We start from the raw sequence: 24,834 nt of genomic DNA, 5'->3' as shown, positions 1-24,834 counted from the left end.
ATGCACCCGGGTATAAAAATTGTCAATTTAATATTGTTTTCAATTTTTCTCACTCAGGGCAACTGGTTGACTTTACTTATTATGGGAGCATTATTGCTCCCATTTTATTTGTCTATGAAAAATATATGGCAATCTGCTCTACAAATGTTTGTTAGGCTAAAGTGGTTGTTTCTCTCTATCTTACTTATCTATTATTTTTACACCCCTAATTTGTCTCATTCTTCTAGCTTTGTTTTCACTGCTGAGTTGGAGCGTCTGATACCCGGACTGTTTAGGATATCGATACTGCTAACGATATTATTTTCGGTAAATTTATTTCTTAAAAGTACTACAAAAGATGAGATATTAGCGGCGTTAATGTGGATATTTTCTCCCTTAGCAAAAATAAATATCAATATTGAAAGAATTTCATTAAGAGCCATTTTAACGATTGAATATATTGAGCAACTATCAGAACGATTAAAAAACTATAAAGAACAACAAAGAATGATCTTAGATAAGAATGATATGGATTCATTTTTGCTAAAGAAGAAAAAGGCATTTTTACATCTCATTAAACATTCTGGTATAATTTTACAAGAGACATTAAAAGAAGCAGAGTCTACATCGGGTAAGTTATATTCTATAGAATTATTATCACCACCTGCATTGATACAATTCATTTTCCCTTTGATGATTAGTTTGCTTTTTTATTTATCGCTCTTTTTTAGGTAACTATTTAACAGGATATATTGAACATTATGCGAATAGCAATGGGCATTGAATATGATGGCTCAGTTTTTTCAGGATGGCAAATTCAGGATGGTGATTATGATACTGTGCAAGGTGTAATAGAAACAGCACTGAGTACGCTTGCCAATCAAAAAATAGCAAAATGTCAGGTTGCAGGACGTACAGATACAGGGGTTCATGCAACAGAGCAAGTAATACATTTTGATACCGATGTTATTCGCTCTACTCGCTCTTGGGTACTGGGTACCAATCGCTATCTCACCGATAGTAGCATCAGTGTTTTGTGGGCACATAAAGTAAGTGATGATTTTCATGCCCGATTCTCAGCTCAACGTCGTCGTTATCGCTATGTTATTTTTTCTAGAAATATTCGCCCCAGTTTTTTAAAACAACAAGTTTCCTGGTATGACAAACCTCTCGATTTATCGCGTATGCAAAAGGCGGCTCAGTACCTAGTCGGTGAACATGACTTTGACTCATATCGCACGGTGCATTGTCAGGCAAAAAGCCCAGTCAAAACAGTCTATTCACTCGACATTAGCCAGCGAGGGGAATACTTCTATATTGATATCCAAGCGAATTCTTTTTTGCATCACATGGTAAGAAATATTGCCGGAGTGTTGATGGCAATTGGCTCAGGTGAGGAAGAACCTGAATGGGCATTGAATGTGTTAGAGGCTAAGGATCGATGTAAGGGGGCTAAAACTGCTGCATCCGGTGGTCTGTATTTAACTCATATTACCTATGATGATAAGTTTAATTTGCCACAGATAGATTCACGGACAATTGTTTGAACCTAAAATAATCAGTTGAATCGTAGCGAGAGCGACTTAGGTGCTGAAGATTAAGGGTTTTACAAGTTATTTTGGCTTTATTCGTAGTCACCCTACAGGTGAAGTCAAAATGTTCTGGAAAATCCTTAAGATTCAGTGCATAAGGCGGTCGCAGTAGGTTCAACTGATTTTTTTGGTTGAACTTGAGTATCGCAGGGTGCATGTCAATGCACATTAGGAGTGTCATTTCACTTAGGACTGCGTCTGATGCGCGAAATGGCACTCCTAATTGACTTTGATGAGTTTCTTTAGTGAGTGATCACCCGATTATTCTGTAATTGAAAAGTTGTTTTTACCTTCTTTTTTAACTTGCCGCATGGCATTATTTGCCTTTTTCATCAGGCTGTCATGGTCATGACCATGATCTGGATAAATACTAACGCCAATGCAGATACTGGTTTGGCATTGTTGATCTAAATGCATGGGTTGTTTAATTTTATTGATTAAAATTTCACAGAGTAAGACGATATCTTCAATGCTTTTGACATTGGAATAGCATAAAGCAAATTCATCATCACCCAGATGTGCTAACAAATCATCTTTTCGCAATGAATTTTTTAAACGCTTAGCAATGTTGACTATAAAGGCATCACCTAACTTTTCACCGACCAGATTATTAATGGTGTGCATATCATCTAGGTTCATATATAACACGGCTAACATATAATGATTTCGATTCGCACGATTAATTTCCTGGTTTAGTAATTCATAAAACAATCGGCGGTTTGGAAGGTGAGTCAGAGGATCATGGCTGGAGTCATGGGTCAGAGCGGAATTGGCTTTTTGTAATTCTTGTTGGCAATGTTTAATTTTATTTTCAATCAGTAATTGCGTTTTTTTCAGGTGAGTTTCGGTGCCTTTGTGAAGCGCGATGCTTTCAGTCTGTAAATCAAATAGAGCGCTGATTTTTTTAATAATAATAATGGCAATTATTATTGTGAGTAATAGGGCTAGGATCGAAATGATGATTACGGTTTGAAAGGCTGAATCATTTTTTTTCTGTGCTTCTGTTTTTAAAAACTGGTATTGATGATTTTGGTATAGGATGAATTGATCCATTAGGGAGATATTTTCATTTTGTTTTGGAATGGTGTCATTTTTGAGAAAATAGGATGCTTCTTTATTTTTGCCTGAGCCTGCCAGTTTGATGACCTGATATTGACTTGCAACGATGTCTTTGGCGACTTCTCGTTGGATAATTAATAGGTTTTTTTCTTCTTTAGTGAGATCGGTCGCCATTAATAATTCTCTTGTTTCGAGAAATAAGCTGCCCAATTCATGAAATTCAGAAATTATTTCATCTTGTTTAAAAGCATCAATTTCATCACTAATGGCTTGTAATTTTATCAGCCGCTCACGCGAAAGGGAACGCATTTCATGCATATATGAAATTTGTGTATTTTGTGTCTCAATTATTTTATTAATATCATTCTGAACACTCTTTAAATGTTTAAAACCGATGATATTAGACACTATTGATAGGGCAATAATGAATATAAATGAGAAAAACAGATAGTTTTTGGCTTTTTTGCTGTCTAAGTGCATTAATCTATTGTTATTTTTATAATTGATTTAGTTACAGTATATTAAGAAAATAATAAAATAGATAGGGGCAAAGATCGCTTGGCTAATAGGGAAGGCAGGGAGTCAGTGAGACTCCCTGCTAAGGTGTTGATTGCTATATGTCAGACTCTGAATATTGCTCAACCCAGATCAGAGTTGCAGCAATAACGGCTGTGGGCATAACAATAAAGTTGACTATGGGTATCATTGACGCCCCCATAGTGACGCCACCAAATCCCATGGAAAATAAGCGCTGTTTGCCTTGTAAGCTACGTTGTTGATTAAAATTAAGCTTATGATTACCCATGGGATAATCCATATACTGCAAGGACATCATCCAGGCGGTAAATAAAAACCAGATAATGGGGCCAATAATGGGTATAAAGAACAACATCAAGAGAAAGGGTATAGACCAGAGGATCATATAAACTAATTTTTTTAATTCCATTAAAATGGTTGGAATAATATCTTTTAGAATTTGTTTAAAGCTGCCGGTGTCATCCAGTGATTGCCCTGTTACAAATTTTTCTGTGGCTTCTGCTAACAAACTATTAAACGGTGCAGCAATAATATTGGCCACAATCGAGAAGGTATAAAAAATCAATACTAATAATACCAGGCCAAAGAAAAAATAGAGGATGGGTTTAACCAGATCGACTATTGCAGCAACCCATGACCAAAGGCCGGAAGTATCAAGTGCCCAGTCCATAAAGTCTGCAAAGTAATCAAATGCAAAGTAAATACCAATGGAAAAAAAGAAAATGTTAATCATCAATGGGATCAGCACAAAACTTTTTAAGCCGGGTTTGGTCAATAAGGGAAGTGCTTTAAACAGGTAGGATACGCCTGTCATTGGGTTGTTACATTGTGCCATAAGATGCCTTCGATTTTTTAATTGAATGTTTGCTAATGCCAAGTGGATTGAGCCAAAATAGCTACTCCTGCAGCGGCTTGTTGTTGTGTTGCCAAGCTAACCGGAATACCTAATTTTTGCTGTCTAATATCACGCCATGCTGTGTTGACTGCGCCACCGCCCATACTTTTTACGAGTTTGGGGTAGGGCGCGCCTAAATCAAGCAATTTGCTATAAGCAAGGGCTTCAATATCTGCCAGTCCTTCCAGTAATGCCTGAAAGAATTGCAACTCCGATTTAGGGCGCGGGCTGAGTCTCGCTTTTAATTGTGGATCTTGTACTGGAAAACGTTCTCCGGGTGATGCTAGAGGATAATAGTTTAAGTCCAGAAACTTAAATGAATTAGCCTGTATTTGCTGTTCAAGTTGCAGTGTTAGCTGTTGCATTTGAACAATGGAAAAAAACTGTTTTAATACCTCACCACCGGCATTGGAAGCACCGCCAACAAGCCATAAATCGCCATAGGGTTGGCTATATACACCGGATGCTTGATCATATATTGCCTTGTCAGCAAGCACTTTCATCACCATGCTTGAGCCCAATGAAGTAACAGCATCACCAAGCTGTTTTGCCCCCGAAGCAATAATGGCAGCAGTGCTATCAGTTGTACCGGCACAAATACGTAAATTGTGATTAAAACCAAAGTGTTTGGCCATAGCTGGTGTAATAGTGTCCAACACTTCACCGGGTATAAAAACTTTGGCTAACAATGTGTCTGGAAGCGCTTTTTCTTTAAAAAGTTGCACTAACCAGTCAGGCCAACAATGATTTTGTGCATCATAGCCCATTTTTAAGACATTATTATGATCACTGAAGCCAAATTGATTCATGAGCTGACCACTGAGCCAATCAGACTGGCTTATGGCATAATGTACTTGTGATTTTTCTGCACAATGCGCCACTAACCATAAAACTTTTGCCAGGCCAGAAGTCGCTCCAATAGCACCGGTATTATCGCTGGCTATGGCTTTGATTATTTGTGCTTCAGCACCTGCTCTTTGATCGTTATACATCAGGGCATCAGTAAGCGGCTGGCCATTTATATCACAGAGTAATACCGTACCAGAGGTGCCATCGATAGCGAGATGAGTGATGTCACTGAGGCTAATGTGCTGTGATTTTTTAAGTGTTGTCGCTAATTGATAGATGACCTGCTCAAAACTATGCCACCAATCACTGGGTTTTTGAGAGTAGCCAATGGTTTGTGAGTCAGATGGTGATAAATAAGCCTGACTCGCTGGCAAGGCACTATGTGATTCAGCTAAAACTTGCTGTTGATCATTCATGACCACAGCACGAATTCCTGACGTGCCAAGGTCTATCCCTAAGCTATACATGGTGATTATTGACGGAAATTTAAGGTAATTGAACCGGAGTCGGTGCGATCCAGTTATCAGCCTGATGTTCTGCAATCACCGTTGTATAAATGCCACCACGGACATAAAACTCAGCCGTAATGCGCATAAAACGTGGCTTGGCAGCGTTAACTAGATCAGTCAGCATATCATTGGTGACTTTTTCATGGAAAGCACCCTCATTTCTGAATGACCACATATACATTTTAAGTGACTTGAGTTCAACACACTGCTGATCGGCAATGTAGTCAATATTGATGGTAGCAAAGTCAGGTTGGCCAGTTTTAGGGCATAGGCAAGTGAACTCGGGCACTCGGATTCGGATGGTGTAATCTCTTTCTGGAGAAGGGTTGTCAAAAGTTTCAAGTTCTTTGCTGGGTTGCATTGGCATAATATGTTCCTGACGGTGCACTAAATATTAAAGACTATGGATTAAAGACTAAAGAGTGTCTATAAAAGTGTGTAAATTTTACACTATTAGACAGAAAAATTCACATAAGACGCGCCTCGATGTGTGAAATAGTTTACACTCTGTATTTGAACCTAAAAAAATCAGTTGAACCTACTGCGACCGCCTTATGCACTAAATCTTACGGATTTTCCAGAACATTTTGACTTTACCCGTAGGGTGACTACGAATAAAGCCAAAACAACCTGTAAAACCCTTAATCTTCAGCACCTAAGTCGCTCTCGCTACGATTCAACTGATTATTTTAGGTTGAATATAATCATTTAGATCATTGAAACTGGTAATGGCCGATCACATTGGGTAAAATAATTGTTTCTATATTCACAAATTAAACTCAATAGTTTTACAAATCAATAGTTTAATCAACATAAAATACTTTAACCTCTATAGAAATTATAAAGTAACGGAATGCGTCTAAGCAAAATCAAACTCGCCGGCTTCAAATCTTTTGTCGATCCAACCGTGTTATCATTCCCTAGTGATTTGGTCAGTATTTTAGGTCCTAATGGCTGTGGCAAATCAAATACGATTGATGCTGTGCGCTGGGTAATGGGTGAAAGTTCGGCGAAAAATCTCCGTGGCGAATCCATGACGGATGTTATTTTCAATGGCTCGTCCGGTAGAAAGCCTGTTGGCCAATGTACAGTTGAATTATTGTTTGATAATTCTGATGGTACGATTGGTGGTGAGTATGCCCAATACAATGAAATCTCCGTTAAGCGTACAGTCAATCGTGATGCGCAATCCCAATATTTTCTGAACAATGTCCGTTGCCGTCGTCGTGATGTGACGGATTTATTTCTTGGTACCGGCTTAGGACCTCGCAGTTATTCCATTATCGAGCAGGGCATGATTTCCCGCTTAATTGAATCAAAACCAGAAGAATTACGTGTATATATTGAAGAAGCTGCCGGTATTTCTAAATATAAAGAACGCCGCAAAGAAACTGAAACCCGTATTCGTCATACCCGTGAAAATTTAGAGCGCCTCGATGATATTCGTGTTGAGTTGGATAAACAAATTGCTCATTTACACCGTCAAGCGCGTACTGCTGAGCGTTATACGGAATTAAAAAAAGATGAGCGACTAAAAAAGGCTCAGCTACAGGCCTTGCGTTGGGATGCTTTGGACATCAAAGTCACACAACAGAATACTCAAGTCCAAGAAAAAGAAATTTCACTAGAACAACAAATGTCGGAGCTAAGAGCGGTAGAAGCAGGTATTGAAGAGTCCCGTGAAATTAATGTTGAAGCGAATGATGCATTTAATACCGTACAGGGTGATTTTTATCGCATCGGCGCTGACATTGCTAGGGTAGAACAGGCGATTACCCATGCTAAAGAAAAAAATCAGCAGCTCAAAGAAGATTTTACTCAGGCTGAACGCTCTTTTGAAAATGTGAATGTTCATTTACAGGAAGATGAAGAAAAACTCATTGTCTTAAACAGTCAATTGCAAGCAGTAGAGCCTGAATTTGAGCAGGCCAGTGAGTTAGAAGAACAATCAAGCGCAATGCTCGCTGACTATGAACATGCTATGCAAGACTGGCAGATGCGCTGGGATGAATTTAACCAGCAATCACAAGAACCGTCACAAACAGCCCAAATTGAACGCACAAAAATCAGTCAGGTTGAACAAAATATTGTCAATCATGAACGCCGTATTGAAAAATTGCAGGATGAACTGAAGCTATCTTCTGCCGATCATCTGGAAGAATCCCTACAAACACTCGAATTGGATGTTTCTGCATCTGAAGAAGTCACTCACACTCTGCAAGAGCAGTTAGAGCAAGAGCGAGAAGTCATTCAAAATAGTCGTGATGAAAACCATCATATCAATAATGAATTGGATCGACACCGTAGTGACCTGCAAGCCATGAAAGGTCGAAAAGCTTCTCTTGAAGCCTTGCAACAAGCTGCTTTAGGAAAAAATGACAAGGCTCTACAGCAATGGTTGCAAGCGCAAAATATCGCTGATGTGCCACGCATAGCTGAGAAAATTCGGGTTAAAGAGCACTGGAACACAGCGACTGAATGTGTGCTGGGTGATTATCTTGAAGCAAGTTGTGTTGATAGCATCAATCCTTTAATTGAACAACTTAAGGCATTAGAAAAATCCAATTTAATTCTGGTTGAAACAAAAACGGCTAATCAAGAAAGCTCTCAATATAGTGACGATCTGGACAAACTTATCAATGAACATCAGCAAGACATTGATCTACCCTTGCTCTCTAGCTTTATCGAGGGTGTTAATGAGCTGATAAAACCTCGTTTAAGTGGTGTCTTTGCGGCTACAGATTTAACTCAGGCCGTTGCCTATCGTCAACACCTTACCAGCCATCAATCTATTATTACTCAGGATGGGATTTGGTTAGGTTCAAACTGGCTTCGGGTGATTAATGAAACCGATCAAAAAGGCGGTGTTTTAGCCAGAGAACAGGAAATTAAGTCTCTCAATGAAGAATTTGTTGTAAAACAGCAATTGGTTGATGAACTCAGTGAACAAATTGAGCAGGGACGAGTCCAATTGCGTGAAATGGAACATAATCGTGAGAACCTGCAAACTGAGTTTAATCAACATAATCGGAAATTATCCGAATTACGTTCTCAAAGCAGTGCCAAGCAATCACGCTTAGAACAAATGAATGCCCGTGTAGCCCGTATTCATAGTGAAATTACAGAAATAGAACAACAAGTTGATGAAGCAAAGATAAATATTGAAGAATCGACAGAGCGGCTTCACACTGCCCTGGAGATGATAGAAGAATTTTCTCTACAGCGAGAGCAATTGACTCAAGAAAGAGAGTCTCATCGAGAACAATTGGATGAAATGCGGATTAAATCCCGTGAGCATCGAGAGCAAAGCCATGCTTTAGAAATACGTTTACGTGGTATCAAAACCGAAGTCACGTCAATAGAGCAAGGGATGATTCGTCTTAAAAGCCAATTAGAACAATTGTCACAACGTCGTCAGCAATTAATGGCTATGATGACGGATGATGAAGGTGATTCTATTCAACAATTGGATGGAGAGTTAGAAAATCATCTTGAAGCGAGAATTTTAGTTGAAGAACAGCTTGCGCTGGCAAGACAAAAAGTAGAAGAAGTTGATCAAGCATTAAGAGCCTTTGACCAACAACGTGCGCAAATAGAAACGACCTTGCAGGCCTATCGCAGCGAGTTAGAAAATCTGCGTATTGCTTCACAAGAACTTCTAGTGCGCCGGGAAACTTTAAAAGAACAAGTGGATGAGTCTGGTTTTTCTTTGGAGTCACTTTTTATGGGCATGCCTCAGGAAGCGAGTGAAACTATCTGGAAGTCAGAAGTTGATAATCTAGCACAAAAAATTCAACGTCTGGGCTCAATCAATCTAGCAGCTATTGATGAATATAAAGAGCAGTCAGAACGCAAAGAATATTTGGATGCACAAAACGAAGACTTACTTAATGCATTGGATACCCTAGAAGGTGCCATTGCTAAAATCGACCGGGAAACTCGAACCCGTTTCAGAGAGACCTTTGATAAAATTAATTCGGGCGTACAAAGACTGTTTCCAAAATTATTCGGCGGTGGCCATGCCTATTTAGATTTAACGGGTGATGATTTATTAAACACCGGGGTCACAATTATGGCTCGCCCACCGGGCAAACGTAATAGTACCATTCACTTGCTATCGGGTGGTGAAAAGGCGATGACCGCAGTTTCTCTGGTTTTCGCTATATTTGAACTCAATCCTGCACCATTTTGTATGCTTGATGAAGTGGATGCGCCTCTGGATGAGGCAAACGTGGTACGTTTTTGTGCCATGGTGAAAGAAATGTCTCAACAAGTACAATTTATTTATATTACTCACAACAAAACAACCATGGAGATGTCGGATCATCTCTGTGGTGTGACAATGAAAGAACCGGGTGTCTCACGTATCGTTGATGTCGATATACGAGAAGCGGTTGAAATGGTGGAAAGCTAAAACTTATGGATGAACTTACATTTTTACTCATATTGGCCGGTATTGGTGTTGTATTGCTAGTGGCTATGTTTACCTATTATAAGCATCATAAAAAGATCAGTGATGAAATCAAAGATTTTAATCATCATGGTCATGAGATTGATGATGTATTATTAGATGAACAAATTAATAAAGACGATTTTCTAAATGATGAATTTCCTGACTCATTTAGTGCTAATCGAAAAGATGATTTTGATATTGATGATGTTCATCTAAAAAATGATTCTTTTGAAGCGCCTCCGGTAAAACCTAAGCAAACACAGGTTTTAGAAAAAGAAGTCGTGCAAGCAACTATTATTGTTCAAACGCCTGTTACTGAGACACCTATTGCTGAAAAAGCTAAAGATGAACGTGAGTTAGTCGATGGCGTTTATATTAATAGTAAGCGGGTGATAAAGACCGGTAATACGGCTAAAGAATATGTCTCTAAAACTTATATAGCACCTGAAAAATCGGCTGTAGTCAATAAAACCGAAGTGACCTCACCGACTGCTTCTAGCGTTGCTGTTTCTACCTCTAAGCCGGAGACTACAAAGGCACAAAGTATAAAAATATATTATGATCCCGTCCCTGAGGGTGTTGAAGAATTAATTATTTCTCATACTATTCTTGCACGTGGCCAACATTTTAATGGCGAGCAATTATTCAAAGCCCTTGAGTCTGCAGGATTATGCTATGGCGAAATGGATATTTATCATTATCCCGGCAATGAAGAGCAAGATAGCTTTGCCTTATTCAGTGTGGCTAATGTCGTTGAACCAGGGACTTTTAATCCGCAAGAAGCCGCAGCATTAAACACTCCTGGCATTTCAATGTTTATGCGTTTGCCTACCCGTATACCAAGCTATGAGGCTTATGAAGAGTTTATTCATGTGGCACAAATCATAGCGGCTGATTTAGAGGGTGAGTTATGTGATGAAACACGTAGCCAATTAACACAGCAAGCCATTAGCTATAAAAAAGAACAAATAAGAAAACTTAATTTTGATATGGCCAAGGCAGAGAAATTAGCCGCAAACAATGCCTAGTTTATCGTTTTTTTTAAAAATCATATATCCATTAATCCATAAAAAAGACCCTGATTTTGACAGATGATGCTGATTCATTGCTTAAGCAAGTTGAGCAATTACACCAAACACTAAACTACCATAGTCATCGTTACTATGTGCTTGACGACCCAGAAATTCCTGATATCGAATACGACAAACTATTTCGTCAACTAGAAGCAATCGAAGCCAAACATCCTGAGCTTATCAGTCTTGATTCTCCCACCCAACGTGTTGGTGGCAAGATCTTGGATGGTTTCGAACAAGTCACCCATACTATTCCCATGCTGTCACTTTCCAATGCCTTTAGCACAGAAGAAATTGAAGAGTTTTCTAAGCGTCTTGAAGAGCGGTTAAAAACTAACTCATTTCAGATTGTGGCTGAGCCTAAATTAGATGGTTTAGCCATTAGTCTACGCTATGAAAAGGGGTTGCTAATGCAAGCGACTACACGTGGTGATGGTCAAACGGGAGAAGATGTTAGTCAAAACGTACGTACTATCATGGCAATCCCTCTGCGCTTAACGGGTGATGACTACCCCGACGTTTTGGAAGTACGTGGTGAAATCTTTATGCCCAAAGCAGGTTTCGCCAAGCTCAATCAATTACAAATTGATAAGGGTGAAAAAACCTTCGCTAATCCAAGAAATGCGGCCGCTGGATCACTCAGACAATTAGATTCAAAAATTGCTGCCACAAGACCCCTGGATATGTTTTGTTATGGTATTGGTTCTGTAGAAGGTGAAAATACTGAAAATCCATTAAAGACAAGCCATAGTCAAATTCTACAACAATTAAAATCATGGGGACTAGCGGTTTGTCCTGAAGTAAAACTGCTTAATAACTGGCAGCAGTGCATAGACTATTATGATTCCATTTTATCTCGACGTGCTGATCTGCCCTATGAGATTGATGGCGTTGTTTACAAAATTGATAGCATCGCACAACAGCAGCAAGCAGGTTTTATTTCTCGTGCTCCACGCTGGGCAATTGCACATAAGTTTCCCGCTGAAGAAGCGATGACACGTTTGCTGAATATTGATGTTCAGGTAGGTCGTACTGGGGCGCTTACCCCGGTCGCTCGATTAGCCCCAGTATTTGTGGGTGGTGTGACTGTTACCAACGCCACTTTGCATAATCAGGATGAAATCGATCGTAAAGATGTTCGCATTGGTGATATGGTGATCGTTAGGCGGGCAGGGGATGTGATTCCAGAAGTTGTTAAACCTGTTTTGTCTGAACGTCCTGAGAATAGCAAAGCATTTCGTATGCCCGATCATTGTCCTATTTGTCATTCGCTGGCAGAGCGCGTTAATGATGAGGCGAAGTCACGTTGTACGGGTGGCTTGTTTTGCCCGGCACAAAGAAAAGAAGCCATCAAACACTTTGCATCACGTAAGGCGATGGATATTGACGGCTTAGGGGATAAGCTAGTTGAACAAATGGTAGATGATGGCATGATTCATACCATTGCTGATTTGTTTCACTTATCCTTTAAAAAAATCAGTCAAATGGAACGTATGGGAGCCAAGTCAGCGACCAATTTATTAGCGGCAATAGAAGCGTCTAAGGCAACAACTTTGCCTCGATTTATCTATTCATTGGGTATTCGTGAAGTGGGTGAGGCCACTGCTTTAGCACTTGCTAATTATTATCGTCATTTAGAGGCAATTCAATCAGCAAAGAGTGAAGATTTACAACAAGTACCGGATGTTGGACCGATTGTAGCCCATAATCTTGAGACATTTTTTGCTCAGCAGCATAATGACGAAGTGATTGATAAATTACTTGAGGCGGGTATTCACTGGCCTGAAATCATACCAAAAGAAAGTCACGAACTGCCACTTGCGGATAAGATTATTGTTTTAACGGGTTCATTATCAATAATGAACCGTAATGATGCTAAAGCTGAGCTGATTGCGCTGGGAGCAAAGGTCAGTGGCAGTGTGTCAAAAAAAACAGATCTTGTGATTGCCGGTGAAAAAGCAGGTTCTAAGTTAAAAAAAGCTGAAGAATTAGGCATTGAAGTCATGGATGAAGCAGGGATGATAGCGCTTTTTAAGGAATATAATAATAGCTAATGTTCATCCGTAAATAGGGTTCTTTATATGCAAACCGTAGGGTGGGCACGACTTTATCTGCCCACGCGGATTCAAGTGCTTATTATGTACACTTTCAGCGTGGGCACAAAAAGCGTGCCCACCCTACGATCACAATTATCAAATAATTCTAGAATAAACGGATGGATGTCAGGATGGATAATAGCTAATGGCTTTTTATAAATCGCTGAAGGCTCTTTATAAATCGCTGAAGGCTCCTTACCTGCTTATAATCGTCAGCGTTTTTTCTACTACTCAAGCAATGAGTGCGGAGATTAATTTAAGTCGTTCACAACTCACTGAACTGGCAAGGCATATCCAACGTAATAATGGTTCTGATTCAGAACAATCATTGAGCCAAAAAAAATATGATTTTATTCGCATTGCTTTGGTTGAAATTATTGCTGCCTATGAGCAAGAAATAGATAAATCATTACAGCATAAACAAAAAAGTTTAAAAAAAAGAGTCAAGACTCGTCGTTGGCAATTAGCGACTCAGACATATTTGGCTACCTTGAATGATAATTTACACCGTATGGACTCGGGTGCTTCACTGGATTTTTTAATCAGTCAACAAAATCAAATCATGTTATTAATCGATGCCCGACCGGTCATCGTTTCAGGGCCAAATGCCGGCTCGGATACCGTGATTGAAAAAAAAATCGTAACACAATTCTGTCTTGTGAATGATTGTAAAGCTTATTTCAAAGCATCCGATCAGTCGGACATTTTAAAGTCTGACAATGCAATTCAATCAGCCCGTCATGTGCTTGAAGATGTTTCAGGCACTTGGAATATGCGCTCAAGTTTAAGAGCAGAATATGTTACCAGCAATGGTCTGAGCTTTAAGTTCTCTAATGTAAGGGATAGAGTCGCCAAACAAGCATGGGTTTATCGTATTCTGGCTGAACTTCTTTTGCTGCAAGGGCAACTCAGAATGATTCAAGAAAAAGGTAATCTCATTCATTGGCAGTCAATGAAATTACTTAAATTACCTGAAACAGATAATGCCAGCAAAATAATTATCAATCAACAGGGCGATTTTGTCAAAGTAACCATTCCTGAACTAGCAAAAAGTCCACTTTTATTTATGGAGCTAGTCCCTTGGATTCAACAACAATTGGTGCAAAAATCTGCTTTTAGTATTAATATTAATCAGGCAGAGCAATTTTTCCATCAATCCTTACATTAGCCCTTAGTTTGTACTTATGAAAATAAAAAGAAAACCCTCCTACATAGAACTATTTTTAATTGTTATCCCGATTGCTGTGTTGATTTATGCGAGTTTTTGGGGCGCCTATCAGTTCGTATCTCCAGCGCCACCGAGAAATCTCACTATTTCGGCAGGTAATATCCATGGTACTTATTATACTTATGCGAACAAGTACAAAGAATCACTGGAAAAAGAGGGGATTGAACTCAAAGTACTTGAATCCAATGGTTCCAGAGATAATATTAAACGCCTATTAGCAAAGGAAGCGGATGTCGCTTTAGTACAGGGTGGTACGGCTTATGCGGATGAGAACTTAGTCTCTTTGGGGAGTTTATATTATGAACCCATTACAATTTTTTATCGTAAGAACTTGAAATTAAACCGACTCAATGATTTTTCAGGACTAAAAATATCAATTAACGTACTGGGTAGTGGTACGCATATGCTTGCGAGCCAATTATTCGCAATCAATCATGTTAATAGTCAGAATACTAAGTTTCACTATTTAAAGCCAAGAGAAAGCTTAAAACAGCTTAAATCAGGTAAATTAGATGCTATTTTCTTTGTTTCCTCCATCTTTTCGCCTGTCATTCAGGAATTGCTACATAATAAAGAGTTTAAATTATTCAATTTTGAGCGTGCTGATGCTTATAATCAGGTCTTACCTTTTTTATCGAAAGTAACCTTGCATGAGGGAATTATCGATTTTAAAAATAATGTACCCAAAACATCGGTCAGTCTATTAGCACCCACAGCAAATCTTGTGGTGACGGAAGATTTACATAAATCGTTAGCCATTTTATTACTACAGGCAATGAGTAAAAATCATGGTCAAAATGATTTATTTTCCAAGCCTGATTTTTTCCCCACAGAGCAATTAACGGCTTACCCGGTGAGTGAAACTGCAAAACGCTACTTAAAAGTCGGACCACCATTTTTAATGAAATATCTGCCATTTTGGGTGGCAACATTCATTGATCGTATGATAGTCTTAACCTTACCTTTTTTATTATGGGTGCAGATCTTCTAAAACGATGAAAATAAACAATAAATTCAATAGTTAATGCTTGAAAAATGAAAAGAGAAAGATCAAAATATTGTTTTATAAGCTTCTTAGTTTCATAACCCAATAAAAAGACCTCTCTCATGAACATAGCATACCTAAATTCAAACGATTATTCATTCTTTTTTGGTGCTCAGGATCAACTTGAACAGTTGATTAAACAATTACAAACAGATAAACATAAAAATTGTGAACATGGTGACATAGAAGATTTTATTAACAAGGAAGGTCAGGAAATTTTAAGACGACTACTGCAGGGCTGGCTAGATTTAAAAGCCGCCAACGAGGAAAAAAGAAGCTGTGTTAACACCGTTTCAGGAGACAAGCTGAATTATGTCCGTACAAACACCCATCGTTCGCTGAATAGTTTGTTTGGTCAGGTCACTGCCACCAGAAATGGTTATAGTCAAAGAAATAAAGACAGTTTATTTCCTATTGATGCTGAACTGAATTTATCAACTAACAGTTACAGTGATGGTATTTATTTCAGAGTGTCTAAAGAAGCCATTCGAGGTTCATTCGATGATGTCGTTGAAAGTATTGATAGTACAACTGCTGGTCATGTGCCCAAAAGACAGTGCCTCAATATAGTGAGAGATGTTGCTCAGGATTTTGAAGGTTTTTATAAGAAAAAACGATTTATTGAACCCGAAAAACATCAGATTTTCTGGTCTTAACCTTTGATGGAAAAGGGATAGTTATGCGACCTGAAGGTTTAAGAGAATGCACAAAGAAAAATGCCCAGAAGAATAAGAAGCTCAAAAGTCGTCTGAGTCAGGGAGAGAAAAAAGACCGAAAACGTATGGCACAAGTGGCTGCCGTTTATACCGTACAATCTCATATTCGTGCTGCTGAATCTATTATGAAAGTAGCAGAAGATGATAATGTCGTTCCTTTTCGAACCCCCATTAGAAATAAGCGGGTTTGGGCGAGTGTTGAGCGAGAGGCAGAAACTGTTATTGAGGAAGCATTTCAGGAAGCACTACAAAGAGATCCAAAACAAAAGAGGGAATGGGTTATTTTAATTGATGGTTTACCTCACCAGATCAAACTCATCAAAAAAGTGATGAAGAAACTGAGCATCAAAGCAACTATTGTAATGGACTTTATCCATGTCTTGGAATATCTCTGAAAGCAGCTTGGTGCTTCTTTGATAAAGGTGACGAAGCGGTTGAGGAATGGATAGCTGAAAGAGCAGTCAAAATACTTAATGGCCATTGTTCACAAGTAGCCAAAGGGATCAGACTCAGTGCCACAAGACGGAAAATAGAAAGTAGAGAAAATATTGATAAATGTGCTGATTATTTACTAAAAAATAAAGAGCGGTTGCAGTATGGCATCGCATTAAAAGCGGGTTATCCTATTGCCAGTGGCGTTATTGAAGGTGCATGCCGTCACCTCATTAATGACCGACTTGATATAACCGGTGCTCGTTGGAGTCTGCAGGGAGCAGAAGCAGTATTGAAATTACGCTCACTAAAATCCAGTGGTGACTTTGAAATGTATTGGAAGTTTTATAAGAAAATGTCAAAAAAAAGAAATTATGATTTTTTAGAGGTTAACAACTTTGGGTAATGAATTTTGTCGTTTTAAAGGAACTACACCCTTTTATTATTGATTTTACCCTTAATCAAAATTTTACCCCCTGTTTATCGCTGGCGCATTCGCTCTAAGGTCTATAAGTGGTACGAGCAATTGCAGTCTGTTGAAGATCATACCCATGTTGATACTTTAGCCCAAGCAGAATATGAACACTTAAACTCTGAACTGGATCGTATTTATAATGAGGTCAGCAAACTGAACACCCCATTATCAAATGCTGATCAGGTTTATAATTTACTGGTTCATGTTGATTTAATCAAAAAATCTTTAAAAGCTAAATTTAACGATGAAAAAAGATAAATTGAGAAAAAAAGCGTTTTTATATCAGGACATTGTTTGATTTTTAATCTACTCTAAATCTATATCAAGCAGAACATTAACCATTTTAGTTATAATCCTAGGATTATTAAGTGGAAATTTGGAGAACATCATTGTTTAATACGCAAAGAAAAATCGACTTAGCATTAATTAATTTATTCCTTTTCTGTCTTTATTCTAGCATTTCAAGTGCCATGCCTATATCGGGTATATCAGATAAAAACAGTGATGCGGCCAATATGATCTATCATGGAATATATGATAATCAGGCTATAAGTCTCAAAAATGGGCAATGGAGTGGCCTGCCGTTTAAAAAAGGAGTTTCTTCACGTCCAAGTATTGGCCTAGTTAAAGATTTTGCTTTTTCCGGTGATATTAATGCTGATGGTATTCCAGAGCAGGTGGTTTTTTTGTGGGAAAATTCAGGGGGATCTGGAACCCAAATCTATATGGCCATTATCGGCGAAAAAAATGGAAAAATGTCCAATCTATCAACCGTTCATATCGGTGATCGAATTCAATTAAGAATGGGGCGTATTTATAATGGCGGTATTGAACTAGATGTTATCCAGGCTTCCGGGAGTGATGCCCAATGTTGTCCTGGTGAAAAAGTTTTACGTACTTGGGTATTACAAAATAATTTAGGCAGTCATGAGTTAGTTGAACAAAAACCTATAAGTTTGGGACGCTTGACTATTGAAGATATTCGCGGTTTAAACTGGCAGTTAGAACGTTTTTCATGGCGTAATAAGGTTTCTGATAATAACCCCATTACCCTCAAATATAATGATGGGAAATTGACTGGTACGAGTGCGTGTAATCGTTATATCGCTAGCGTTTCTTTTAATGAAGACTCTAACAAGATCAAAGTTGAGTCTACATCGGGTACGCGAAAAATTTGCTCCGCTGAAAAAATGGAACTTGAAACAAAATACTTACAGGCTTTGTCTAATGCCAATAGAGTGAGCTTTATTAATGGTAAATTGGCTTTAAGTTGGGACGATAACAATATCGAAAGGACGATGATTTTTTCCTTAAGTCAATAATTCGAGTGCTTGAGAATAAAACATTTTTACCTCTTTGGAAGGGTCAGATTTTGCCAAAGGTAAATTTAGAAAATTATTTGCCTCATACATTCGAACTACATCACATTATTAAATTATTTTTATTTATTAAAGAATAAAATACTTTATAATTCCACCGCGCTAAATGAGCTTTGGTTTTTTTGCTCAACTCTCTCTTTTTAAAATAATTATAATAGTGGTGGAATAGAGATATGCCTAAATTAGGAAAATTCTATAAGTTTTCGTTTGTTTATTTTTTATTAATGTTAATCTCATTTCCCGTATTTTCTGATGCTGGTTTCCCCGGCCGTGAAAAATACCCTGATATTCCTTTTATCTCACTGGATGATTTTCATGAGGCTTACAAAAACGATCAATATACGGTAGTAGATGCCAGAAGCAATTTTGAATTTAATGTTATTCAGGTTAAAGGTGCTTTGAATCTGCCATTAAATGATGCGTTATTTACTAATAAGATCCATGATATTGCTGATAAAACAGGTAAAACCATTGTTTTTTACTGCAATGGTCGTCGCTGTATGAAATCTTACAAAGCCGCCATTAAGTCAAATCTTGAGAAAGTCTTGGTTTTTGATGCAGGTATATTTGAGTGGTCGCAAGCTTACCCAGATGATACTACATTTTTAGGTAAGTCACCGATGAATCCCGATGATTTAATCAGTACAAGCAAGTTGAAAGAACATATTATCCCCTTAGATGAATTTGAATCGCTTATTATGGACTCCGTTTTGATTGATGTTCGGACATTGGATATGCGCAGAGGCAGCGGTTTGTTCTTATTAGCTGATCGTTCTGTACCGCTTGATAACAAAAAAAAATTAGAGCGTTATCTGCAAAAAGCTATTGATGAAGATAAGATCCTTCTTGCTTATGATAATGCTGGCAAAACGATACGTTGGTTACAATATCATTTGGAAAATAAGGGTATTAAACGCTATTACTTTATGAAGGGTGGTGCAAAATATTATACTTATGATAATCAATAGTCATTGACATAATATAATCTATATTCATTGAATATTCATAAAACTGACGTTTTTCTGTCATAAATCTTGTTTATATTGACTTCAACAAAGTAAATATAAAAGTATGTCAAATAGAGACAAGATGGAGACAATAATCGTGCAAGCACAAGCCTATACAGAGAATTCGAATCATTTTTTTGAGGATGTAAAAGGATATATTCCCTCAAATGCTTCTCGTTTTGAAGTGAAAATCACGCAGGATGCTGATGAAATCAGTCAGGCAAAAAAATTAAGAATAAATGAACAGTTTAAATTTCAATTAAGTGCATCAAAAGTAAAAAAAGAACTTAGTCTCACCCGTAAGTTAATTGATCAACACAAGCGTATGAGTCATGACGGATATGATAGTTATGCGCAACACCTGATAGTGAAAGATCGACAAACAGCAAAAATTATCGCTTATGTTAGATTAATTGATGGTTATACGGCCTTTAAAATTGGTGGCTATTTCTCTGAAACGCAATTCAATGTTCAAAAAATCTTTGAAAACCAGCTTTATCATATCGAACTTAGTCGCCTGGTCATTGATAAAGATTATGATAACGCACAAACGGCTGAATTATTATGGACAGGCATTACACAATACGCCATTGAAAATGGAATAGATGCCATCGTTGGCAGTCTTTCAATTCAACTTGCTGAAAATATCAGTGAAACCAGTCAATTGATTAATCTCTATAAGGCTAATCATATGAGTAATCGTAAGCTCAGAGTGTATCCTTATCAATTATTGCCCGACAATTCACCTTTATTAAGATTTAGTTTAAATTCTAAAATAAAGTCTAAGACAAGACAACAAACCTATCTGGATTACTTTTTTTCCAAAGGCATCCAGATTTGTGGTGAAGCGCATTGGAACAAGACCCTCAATACGGCTGAATTGTTTTTTCACTATAAATTAAAAAATATTCAGCAAATACCGCAATGCATTCAAATTAATGAAGTTGAATTGGGTTCATTATGTGAATAATTATTATTCCTAATCTCTCAGTAGCAATACTCTAAGTATAGAGTATCAAGCCGCTAGTAAGATTATCATTTCTGCACTACTTTAAGGTGAAAAAAACAGCAATTCTCGCTGAGATGAACAATTGAGTTGTAGTGGTACTTACCAAGCAGAAATAAAAAAACTTTTCGCAGTAACTTTAGCAAAATTAAAAAAATCGAATAAAAAGCTTGCATTTTGAGAAACAAGAGATCAAACTCTTGTTTTTCAATTGGTTGAATGACTTCATGTTAAAAAATATTTCCCTTTTATATGCTTGGTACTGTGAATTTTGGCCTCTTTAAGTCAGCAAAAAAAACATTTAAGTTTTTCTGCCCTGAAACAGGCCATCTCATTGCACTTTCATGCAATCAAAGATAGCCGAGTACAAGGAAAGTGTGATTACAGTCAACATGATGTGCTTATGAGTGCTTTTGCCTGCATGTATTTTCAAGATCCCTCTTTAAGTGAATTTCAGAAACAGATGGAAGAGGAACAGAATCAAAATAATTTACGCACTCTTTTTAATGTTGAAAAAATTCCTAAAAATAGTCAACTAAGAGACATTTTGGATCTCATACCCTCTAAAACATTTGCACCTGCATTTAAAGATTTATTTGAACGACTCAGACGACATAAGCATCTTGAAGAGTATGCCGTATTACCCAACACATTGCTTTGTGTTATTGATGGCACGCAATATTATTCCTCTAAGCAAGTCCATTGTGACTGTTGTCTTCATAAAGAACATAGAACGGGTGAAATAACCTACAGTCATGCTGTTTTTTTACAAGGTGCCATTATGCACCCCGATAAAAAGCAAGTGCTCCCTGTCATGCCTGAAGCAATACAAAATACGGATGGTACAAAAAACAGGATTGTGAAAGTAATGCAGCCAAACGTTTTATAGCCAATCTAAAAAAAGCACATCCAAGACAAGGATTTATGATTTGTGTGATGGTTTGATGTCACATCAACCTATGATAGAAGATATAATTGAAGAAATGATGCATTATTTATTGGTTGCCAAACCTGGTGATCACACATATTTATTTGAATGGCTTGAAGCATTTTCTGAACTCCCATCAATGGACTGGATTGACGAAAAAGGGCACCAACATCATTATCGATGGAAAAATAATGTCCCTTTACATGGCGAAAAAATGCCATTGAAGTTAACTTTTTGAATATACCCTCACCAATACCGCAGGGAAAATTATCTACCGAAATAGCTGGGTCACCGACATAAAGATCAGTGAACATAATATTCAAACAATGACCCAGGCGGGTCGATGTCGTTGGAAAATAGAAAACGAATGTTTCAACACATTAAAGAACCAAGGCTATCACATTGAGCATAATTATGGTCATGGGAAGAAGCACCTGAGCTTTAATATGTATCTGTTAACCTTGCTGGCTTTTTATTTCCATCAAATTTTTGAATTAACCGATGGGGCTTATCAAGCTTGTCGTAAAAAGTTTGGCTCTAAAAAATTAATGTGGGAAAAGTTCAGAGGGGTTATTACCTTTTTTGTGATGGACTCCTGGGAACATTTAATGGATTTTTATTGTACAGAGACGATTATGAGGAGATGAGACCTGTAAAAATAAGAAAATAAACCTATTTTAGGAAAATGCGTCGATTAAACGCAGCATCTCCCGTGCCTGCTATTTAGAAAGAAAGAACAAAAAAAATTTTAAAAAGCATCAGGCAAACAAAAAATGCTGTTTTCAGCTTAATTCATAAGAATAAGTTACTTCACCGAGTTTTGCTGTGAAAAAAAGTCCTCTTTTTTATTATTCAATACAGTCTGCTATAATACTCGTTTAGTCCATCTAAATTAAATAATTTGAACAATATATGAGAGAAACTTATACCTTCTTAGGTCTTTACGATCCGGTAAGTGCCTGGTTGCACCTTTTTGCTGCTACTGGATTTTTACTAGCAGGCAGGCTATATTAGTAAAAAAGGCAAGGGGAGTAAACTAAGGGGCTTTTCTCTGAGTGTCTATACATTTTCCCTGGTTTTTCTTTTCTCAATGAGTGGTGTGTTCCATTTGTTGCCCTATGATACGACTGCAAGAGATGTTTTACAGGTTTTAGATCATTCCGCAATTTGGGTATTAATTGCGGGTACATTTGTACCCATTCATACCATTATGTTTCGCGGCTTTAAACGCTGGGGGATTTTATTAATTGTTTGGCTCATTACTATTCCAGGCATTATACTCACCACCGTCTTTTTCTCCAGTATGCCAGAATGGTTGAGTTTGAGTTTTTACCTAGGCTTAGGCTGGATTGGGATTTTTACTGCTTATTTACTGATCCATCAATATGGCTTTGCAAAAGCTAAATATCTCATTTATGGTGGCCTTGCCTATACTATCGGGGCTGTTTTTGAATTTCTCAGGTGGCCTATATTAATTGATGGCATTATAGAACCGCATGATATCTTCCATGTTTTTGTGATCATAGGTGCAGCATATCATTGGTTGTTTGTGTATGATCATGCGGACTGGCCTGTTTTGATGTGTCAACACTTTTCCGGACAGTTTTCTAAATATTTTTTGGCTGTTTCAAGTGATTTTTGTCATTTTGTATTTCCTATCATTTTAGTTTCTCATGTTAACTTTAAACAGATGAAGAGAAAGGGCTTTGCCCTCTGGAACGATAGAGCCGTTCCATTCACCCAAGGTATTTTCACAACGGTAATGATCCTGTTACAATATCTTCACGGCACAGGCTGAGGAGCCGATGGCCGTCAACGGTAATGGGCGGCATTTATGTCGCCTTTTACCCCTCTTCAATCAATCGATTTAAGCTATTTCCTGCTGTATTTCATAATCGACTGGTGACAAATAATCATTAGCCGAATGAAGTCGCTCCCGATTATAAAATACCTCAATATATTCAAATATTGCCTGCTTTGCTTCTACTCTGGTTTTGAATCGACAATGGTGCGTCAATTCAGTTTTCAAACTATGAAAGAAGCTCTCTGATACAGCATTGTCCCAGCAATTTCCTTTGCGGCTCATAGACTGAATTATGTTATGATCCGACAATATTTTTCTATGACTATCAGAGGCATATTGGCTACCTCGGTCAGTATGCCAAAGCAATCCATCCATTGGTTTACGCTTCCATATGGCCATCAGTAAAGCATCATTGACTAGCTTGGCTTTCATTCGCTCATCCATCGACCAGCCAACAATTTGCCTAGAGAATAAGTCAATGACAACCGCTAAATATAACCAGCCTTCCTTGGTGGCAATATAGGTAATATCACCCACATAGTAGCGATCAGGTTGAGAGACAGTAAACTCTCTTTCCAGTAAATTTGGAGATATACGCTTATTATGCTTGGAATTAGTCGTCGCTTTAAAGCGTCTCTTCGTTTTACAAAACAAACCGGCTTTTTTCATTAATCGACCAATTCTCCGGCGGCTTATATGAACGCCTTTTTCAGCCAGTTTTCTTTTAAGACGACGGGTTCCATAAGTCTTGCGACTGTCTTCAAACAGTTTTTTAGCTGCTCAGTAAGCGCTTCATTTTCTTTCTCTCTATCCGTTTTAGGAGAGCTAACCCAATCATAATAGCAACTACGGGAAACATCCATAAAACGGCACAGAATCGTTACCGGGTAATCTTTAGCCTGATCAGTTATCCATGCGTACTTCACAAAGTTTCCCTTGCAAAGTACGCTGTGGCCTTTTTAATAAATCACGCTCCTGAATCACTTTTGCCAATTCTTTTTTCAGACGTTTTACTTCATCATAAATGTGTTCATCACTTCTATTGGCTACCGTCTTCACCGGTTTGGAATATTTACTGATCCAGGTATGTAGAGTATTTACATTAACACCTAGCTCCCTGGCAGTCTGAGAAACGGGTTGATCCGTCTCATTAGCTAATTTGACAGCTGATTCTTTAAATTCTGATGTATAGCTTTTATTCGGTTTTTTTGTTTGATCATTCATTTTAGGTCACACTTTTTATCTTTTAGTTGTTTTAAGTTGTGTGTCCGGTTAAGTATAGCCACATTACTATGACCAAAAGCAGTGATTAGATTTTCTGATGTAACAGGAACCCATTTACAATCAGTCAGAGCCTTAACTATCAAAGATACACTGGATTCACTTAATGGTAATAATGCATCATGAACTATTTTTCCTCGGCTGTACCGTGCAAATGCAATATGCTCTGCATCGGTAACTATTCCAATATAATCCTCATTGTCGAGGGATTCGAGTTTAGCACGAGTCGGGATATATTTTTTTAAGCGATCAAACACCGCATTTTTAAATGCAGAACTGGAAGTACTGCCATTAAATAAGCCCTTATCCTTAAATTCAATAATAACTCTGTTATAACTGGCATCAACTCTTTGCCTCTCCATTTGAAAAGGAATATTTAAAGCATCACCAATAATCTTTATCCATCCCTGGCGTACTTCTGTTTCATTGAGCCAGTTACCTTTGTCTTTCTTAAGTTGTTTGAAAATTGTTTTATTCATAATGGCTCATAG

General features: G+C 37.8%; 20 protein-coding genes and 2 pseudogenes. 16 read left to right on the top strand and 6 right to left on the bottom strand.

Annotated elements, in window-relative coordinates; all coding sequences use genetic code 11:
• Nucleotides 1-66: 66 nt before the first annotated feature.
• A complete protein-coding gene (locus JEU79_RS13865) occupies nucleotides 67-714 on the top strand; it encodes a hypothetical protein (RefSeq protein ID WP_214660571.1) in 648 nt (215 codons plus the stop codon).
• A gap of 26 nt (nucleotides 715-740) precedes the next feature.
• Nucleotides 741-1,526: a tRNA pseudouridine(38-40) synthase TruA gene (gene truA, locus JEU79_RS13860; RefSeq protein ID WP_198264575.1), complete on the top strand. Its 786-nt coding sequence runs from the start codon at nucleotides 741-743 to the stop codon at nucleotides 1,524-1,526.
• Nucleotides 1,527-1,832: 306 nt separating this feature from the next.
• Here truA and JEU79_RS13855 read toward each other — a convergent pair whose 3' ends face one another.
• The 4 genes from JEU79_RS13855 to queF all read right to left on the bottom strand — a co-directional run bounded on the left by JEU79_RS13855 (nucleotide 1,833) and on the right by queF (nucleotide 5,787).
• Nucleotides 1,833-3,110: a diguanylate cyclase domain-containing protein gene (locus JEU79_RS13855; RefSeq protein WP_198264574.1), complete on the bottom strand. Its 1,278-nt coding sequence runs from the start codon at nucleotides 3,108-3,110 to the stop codon at nucleotides 1,833-1,835.
• A 133-nt stretch (nucleotides 3,111-3,243) separates the two neighbouring features.
• Nucleotides 3,244-4,002 carry a sulfate transporter CysZ gene (gene cysZ / locus JEU79_RS13850; protein WP_198264573.1) on the bottom strand — a complete coding sequence of 253 codons (759 nt, stop codon included), beginning with the start codon at nucleotides 4,000-4,002 and terminating at the stop codon, nucleotides 3,244-3,246.
• A gap of 32 nt (nucleotides 4,003-4,034) precedes the next feature.
• A complete protein-coding gene (locus JEU79_RS13845) occupies nucleotides 4,035-5,378 on the bottom strand; it encodes an FGGY-family carbohydrate kinase (protein WP_198264572.1) in 1,344 nt (447 codons plus the stop codon).
• A 19-nt stretch (nucleotides 5,379-5,397) separates the two neighbouring features.
• Entirely contained in the window at nucleotides 5,398-5,787 is a 390-nt protein-coding gene (gene queF / locus JEU79_RS13840; protein ID WP_198264571.1) for a preQ(1) synthase, read from the bottom strand.
• A gap of 486 nt (nucleotides 5,788-6,273) precedes the next feature.
• On the opposite strand from queF, the gene smc reads away from it, so the two are divergent.
• The 14 genes and pseudogenes from smc (at nucleotide 6,274) to trhA (ending at nucleotide 23,056) form a co-directional block, all read left to right on the top strand.
• The gene (gene smc, locus JEU79_RS13835) at nucleotides 6,274-9,834 is read left to right on the top strand and encodes a chromosome segregation protein SMC (protein WP_198264570.1); all 3,561 of its coding nucleotides are present in this window, start codon (nucleotides 6,274-6,276) and stop codon (nucleotides 9,832-9,834) included.
• A 5-nt stretch (nucleotides 9,835-9,839) separates the two neighbouring features.
• Entirely contained in the window at nucleotides 9,840-10,901 is a 1,062-nt protein-coding gene (gene zipA / locus JEU79_RS13830; protein WP_198264569.1) for a cell division protein ZipA, read from the top strand.
• Between the two features lie 56 nt (nucleotides 10,902-10,957).
• Nucleotides 10,958-13,000 (top strand): NAD-dependent DNA ligase LigA, encoded by a 2,043-nt coding sequence (gene ligA / locus JEU79_RS13825; RefSeq protein ID WP_198264568.1) that lies wholly within the window; start codon nucleotides 10,958-10,960, stop codon nucleotides 12,998-13,000.
• Nucleotides 13,001-13,280: 280 nt separating this feature from the next.
• The gene (locus JEU79_RS13820; protein WP_198264567.1) at nucleotides 13,281-14,210 is read left to right on the top strand and encodes a hypothetical protein; all 930 of its coding nucleotides are present in this window, start codon (nucleotides 13,281-13,283) and stop codon (nucleotides 14,208-14,210) included.
• 16 nt (nucleotides 14,211-14,226) lie between these two features.
• A complete protein-coding gene (locus tag JEU79_RS13815; protein WP_198264566.1) occupies nucleotides 14,227-15,261 on the top strand; it encodes a TAXI family TRAP transporter solute-binding subunit in 1,035 nt (344 codons plus the stop codon).
• A 116-nt stretch (nucleotides 15,262-15,377) separates the two neighbouring features.
• A pseudogene (locus JEU79_RS13810) lies at nucleotides 15,378-16,869 on the top strand (ISKra4 family transposase).
• A 39-nt stretch (nucleotides 16,870-16,908) separates the two neighbouring features.
• Nucleotides 16,909-17,196, top strand: a complete 288-nt coding sequence (locus JEU79_RS13805; protein WP_214660570.1) for a hypothetical protein — start codon at nucleotides 16,909-16,911, stop codon at nucleotides 17,194-17,196.
• Between the two features lie 110 nt (nucleotides 17,197-17,306).
• A complete protein-coding gene (locus tag JEU79_RS13800) occupies nucleotides 17,307-18,260 on the top strand; it encodes an META domain-containing protein (RefSeq protein WP_198264564.1) in 954 nt (317 codons plus the stop codon).
• Nucleotides 18,261-18,490: 230 nt separating this feature from the next.
• Nucleotides 18,491-19,285 carry a rhodanese-like domain-containing protein gene (locus JEU79_RS13795; protein ID WP_198264563.1) on the top strand — a complete coding sequence of 265 codons (795 nt, stop codon included), beginning with the start codon at nucleotides 18,491-18,493 and terminating at the stop codon, nucleotides 19,283-19,285.
• A gap of 121 nt (nucleotides 19,286-19,406) precedes the next feature.
• Complete coding sequence (locus tag JEU79_RS13790; RefSeq protein WP_198264562.1) at nucleotides 19,407-20,294, top strand: GNAT family N-acetyltransferase; 888 nt, start codon at nucleotides 19,407-19,409, stop codon at nucleotides 20,292-20,294.
• A 307-nt stretch (nucleotides 20,295-20,601) separates the two neighbouring features.
• Complete coding sequence (locus JEU79_RS13785; RefSeq protein WP_198264561.1) at nucleotides 20,602-21,219, top strand: transposase family protein; 618 nt, start codon at nucleotides 20,602-20,604, stop codon at nucleotides 21,217-21,219.
• A 40-nt stretch (nucleotides 21,220-21,259) separates the two neighbouring features.
• The gene (locus JEU79_RS13780; protein ID WP_198264560.1) at nucleotides 21,260-21,496 is read left to right on the top strand and encodes a hypothetical protein; all 237 of its coding nucleotides are present in this window, start codon (nucleotides 21,260-21,262) and stop codon (nucleotides 21,494-21,496) included.
• 88 nt (nucleotides 21,497-21,584) lie between these two features.
• Nucleotides 21,585-21,905, top strand: a complete 321-nt coding sequence (locus JEU79_RS13775; protein ID WP_198264559.1) for a hypothetical protein — start codon at nucleotides 21,585-21,587, stop codon at nucleotides 21,903-21,905.
• A gap of 362 nt (nucleotides 21,906-22,267) precedes the next feature.
• Nucleotides 22,268-23,056, top strand: coding sequence for a PAQR family membrane homeostasis protein TrhA (gene trhA, locus JEU79_RS13770; RefSeq protein WP_198266013.1), 789 nt, complete (start codon nucleotides 22,268-22,270; stop codon nucleotides 23,054-23,056).
• A gap of 69 nt (nucleotides 23,057-23,125) precedes the next feature.
• Here trhA and JEU79_RS13765 read toward each other — a convergent pair.
• Both JEU79_RS13765 and JEU79_RS13760 read right to left on the bottom strand, forming a co-directional pair.
• A pseudogene (locus tag JEU79_RS13765) lies at nucleotides 23,126-24,286 on the bottom strand (IS3 family transposase).
• The gene (locus JEU79_RS13760; RefSeq protein WP_198264558.1) at nucleotides 24,283-24,822 is read right to left on the bottom strand and encodes a hypothetical protein; all 540 of its coding nucleotides are present in this window, start codon (nucleotides 24,820-24,822) and stop codon (nucleotides 24,283-24,285) included. Before JEU79_RS13760 ends, JEU79_RS13765 begins: the two are co-directional and overlap by 4 nt.
• Nucleotides 24,823-24,834 lie beyond the last annotated feature (12 nt).

Origin of the sequence: sulfur-oxidizing endosymbiont of Gigantopelta aegis (genome assembly GCF_016097415.1) — a bacterium.
GTDB lineage: Bacteria > Pseudomonadota > Gammaproteobacteria > GRL18 > GRL18 > GRL18.
The sequence above is the reverse complement of the archived record's forward strand: the minus strand, read 5'-3'. Positions and strand labels throughout refer to the sequence as shown.

What these genes read in the sequence shown, in the direction of transcription:
- JEU79_RS13820 (WP_198264567.1), top strand. Translation starts at nt 13,281, where the DNA reads ATGAGTGCGGAGATTAATTTAAGTCGTTCACAACTCACTGAACTGGCA.
- smc (WP_198264570.1), top strand. Translation starts at nt 6,274, where the DNA reads ATGCGTCTAAGCAAAATCAAACTCGCCGGCTTCAAATCTTTTGTCGAT.
- queF (WP_198264571.1), bottom strand. Translation starts at nt 5,787, where the DNA reads ATGCCAATGCAACCCAGCAAAGAACTTGAAACTTTTGACAACCCTTCT.
- JEU79_RS13815 (WP_198264566.1), top strand. Translation starts at nt 14,227, where the DNA reads ATGAAAATAAAAAGAAAACCCTCCTACATAGAACTATTTTTAATTGTT.
- cysZ (WP_198264573.1), bottom strand. Translation starts at nt 4,002, where the DNA reads ATGGCACAATGTAACAACCCAATGACAGGCGTATCCTACCTGTTTAAA.
- JEU79_RS13845 (WP_198264572.1), bottom strand. Translation starts at nt 5,378, where the DNA reads ATGTATAGCTTAGGGATAGACCTTGGCACGTCAGGAATTCGTGCTGTG.
- JEU79_RS13795 (WP_198264563.1), top strand. Translation starts at nt 18,491, where the DNA reads ATGCCTAAATTAGGAAAATTCTATAAGTTTTCGTTTGTTTATTTTTTA.
- JEU79_RS13775 (WP_198264559.1), top strand. Translation starts at nt 21,585, where the DNA reads ATGACCCAGGCGGGTCGATGTCGTTGGAAAATAGAAAACGAATGTTTC.
- JEU79_RS13790 (WP_198264562.1), top strand. Translation starts at nt 19,407, where the DNA reads ATGGAGACAATAATCGTGCAAGCACAAGCCTATACAGAGAATTCGAAT.
- JEU79_RS13855 (WP_198264574.1), bottom strand. Translation starts at nt 3,110, where the DNA reads ATGCACTTAGACAGCAAAAAAGCCAAAAACTATCTGTTTTTCTCATTT.
- truA (WP_198264575.1), top strand. Translation starts at nt 741, where the DNA reads ATGCGAATAGCAATGGGCATTGAATATGATGGCTCAGTTTTTTCAGGA.
- zipA (WP_198264569.1), top strand. Translation starts at nt 9,840, where the DNA reads ATGGATGAACTTACATTTTTACTCATATTGGCCGGTATTGGTGTTGTA.
- JEU79_RS13760 (WP_198264558.1), bottom strand. Translation starts at nt 24,822, where the DNA reads ATGAATAAAACAATTTTCAAACAACTTAAGAAAGACAAAGGTAACTGG.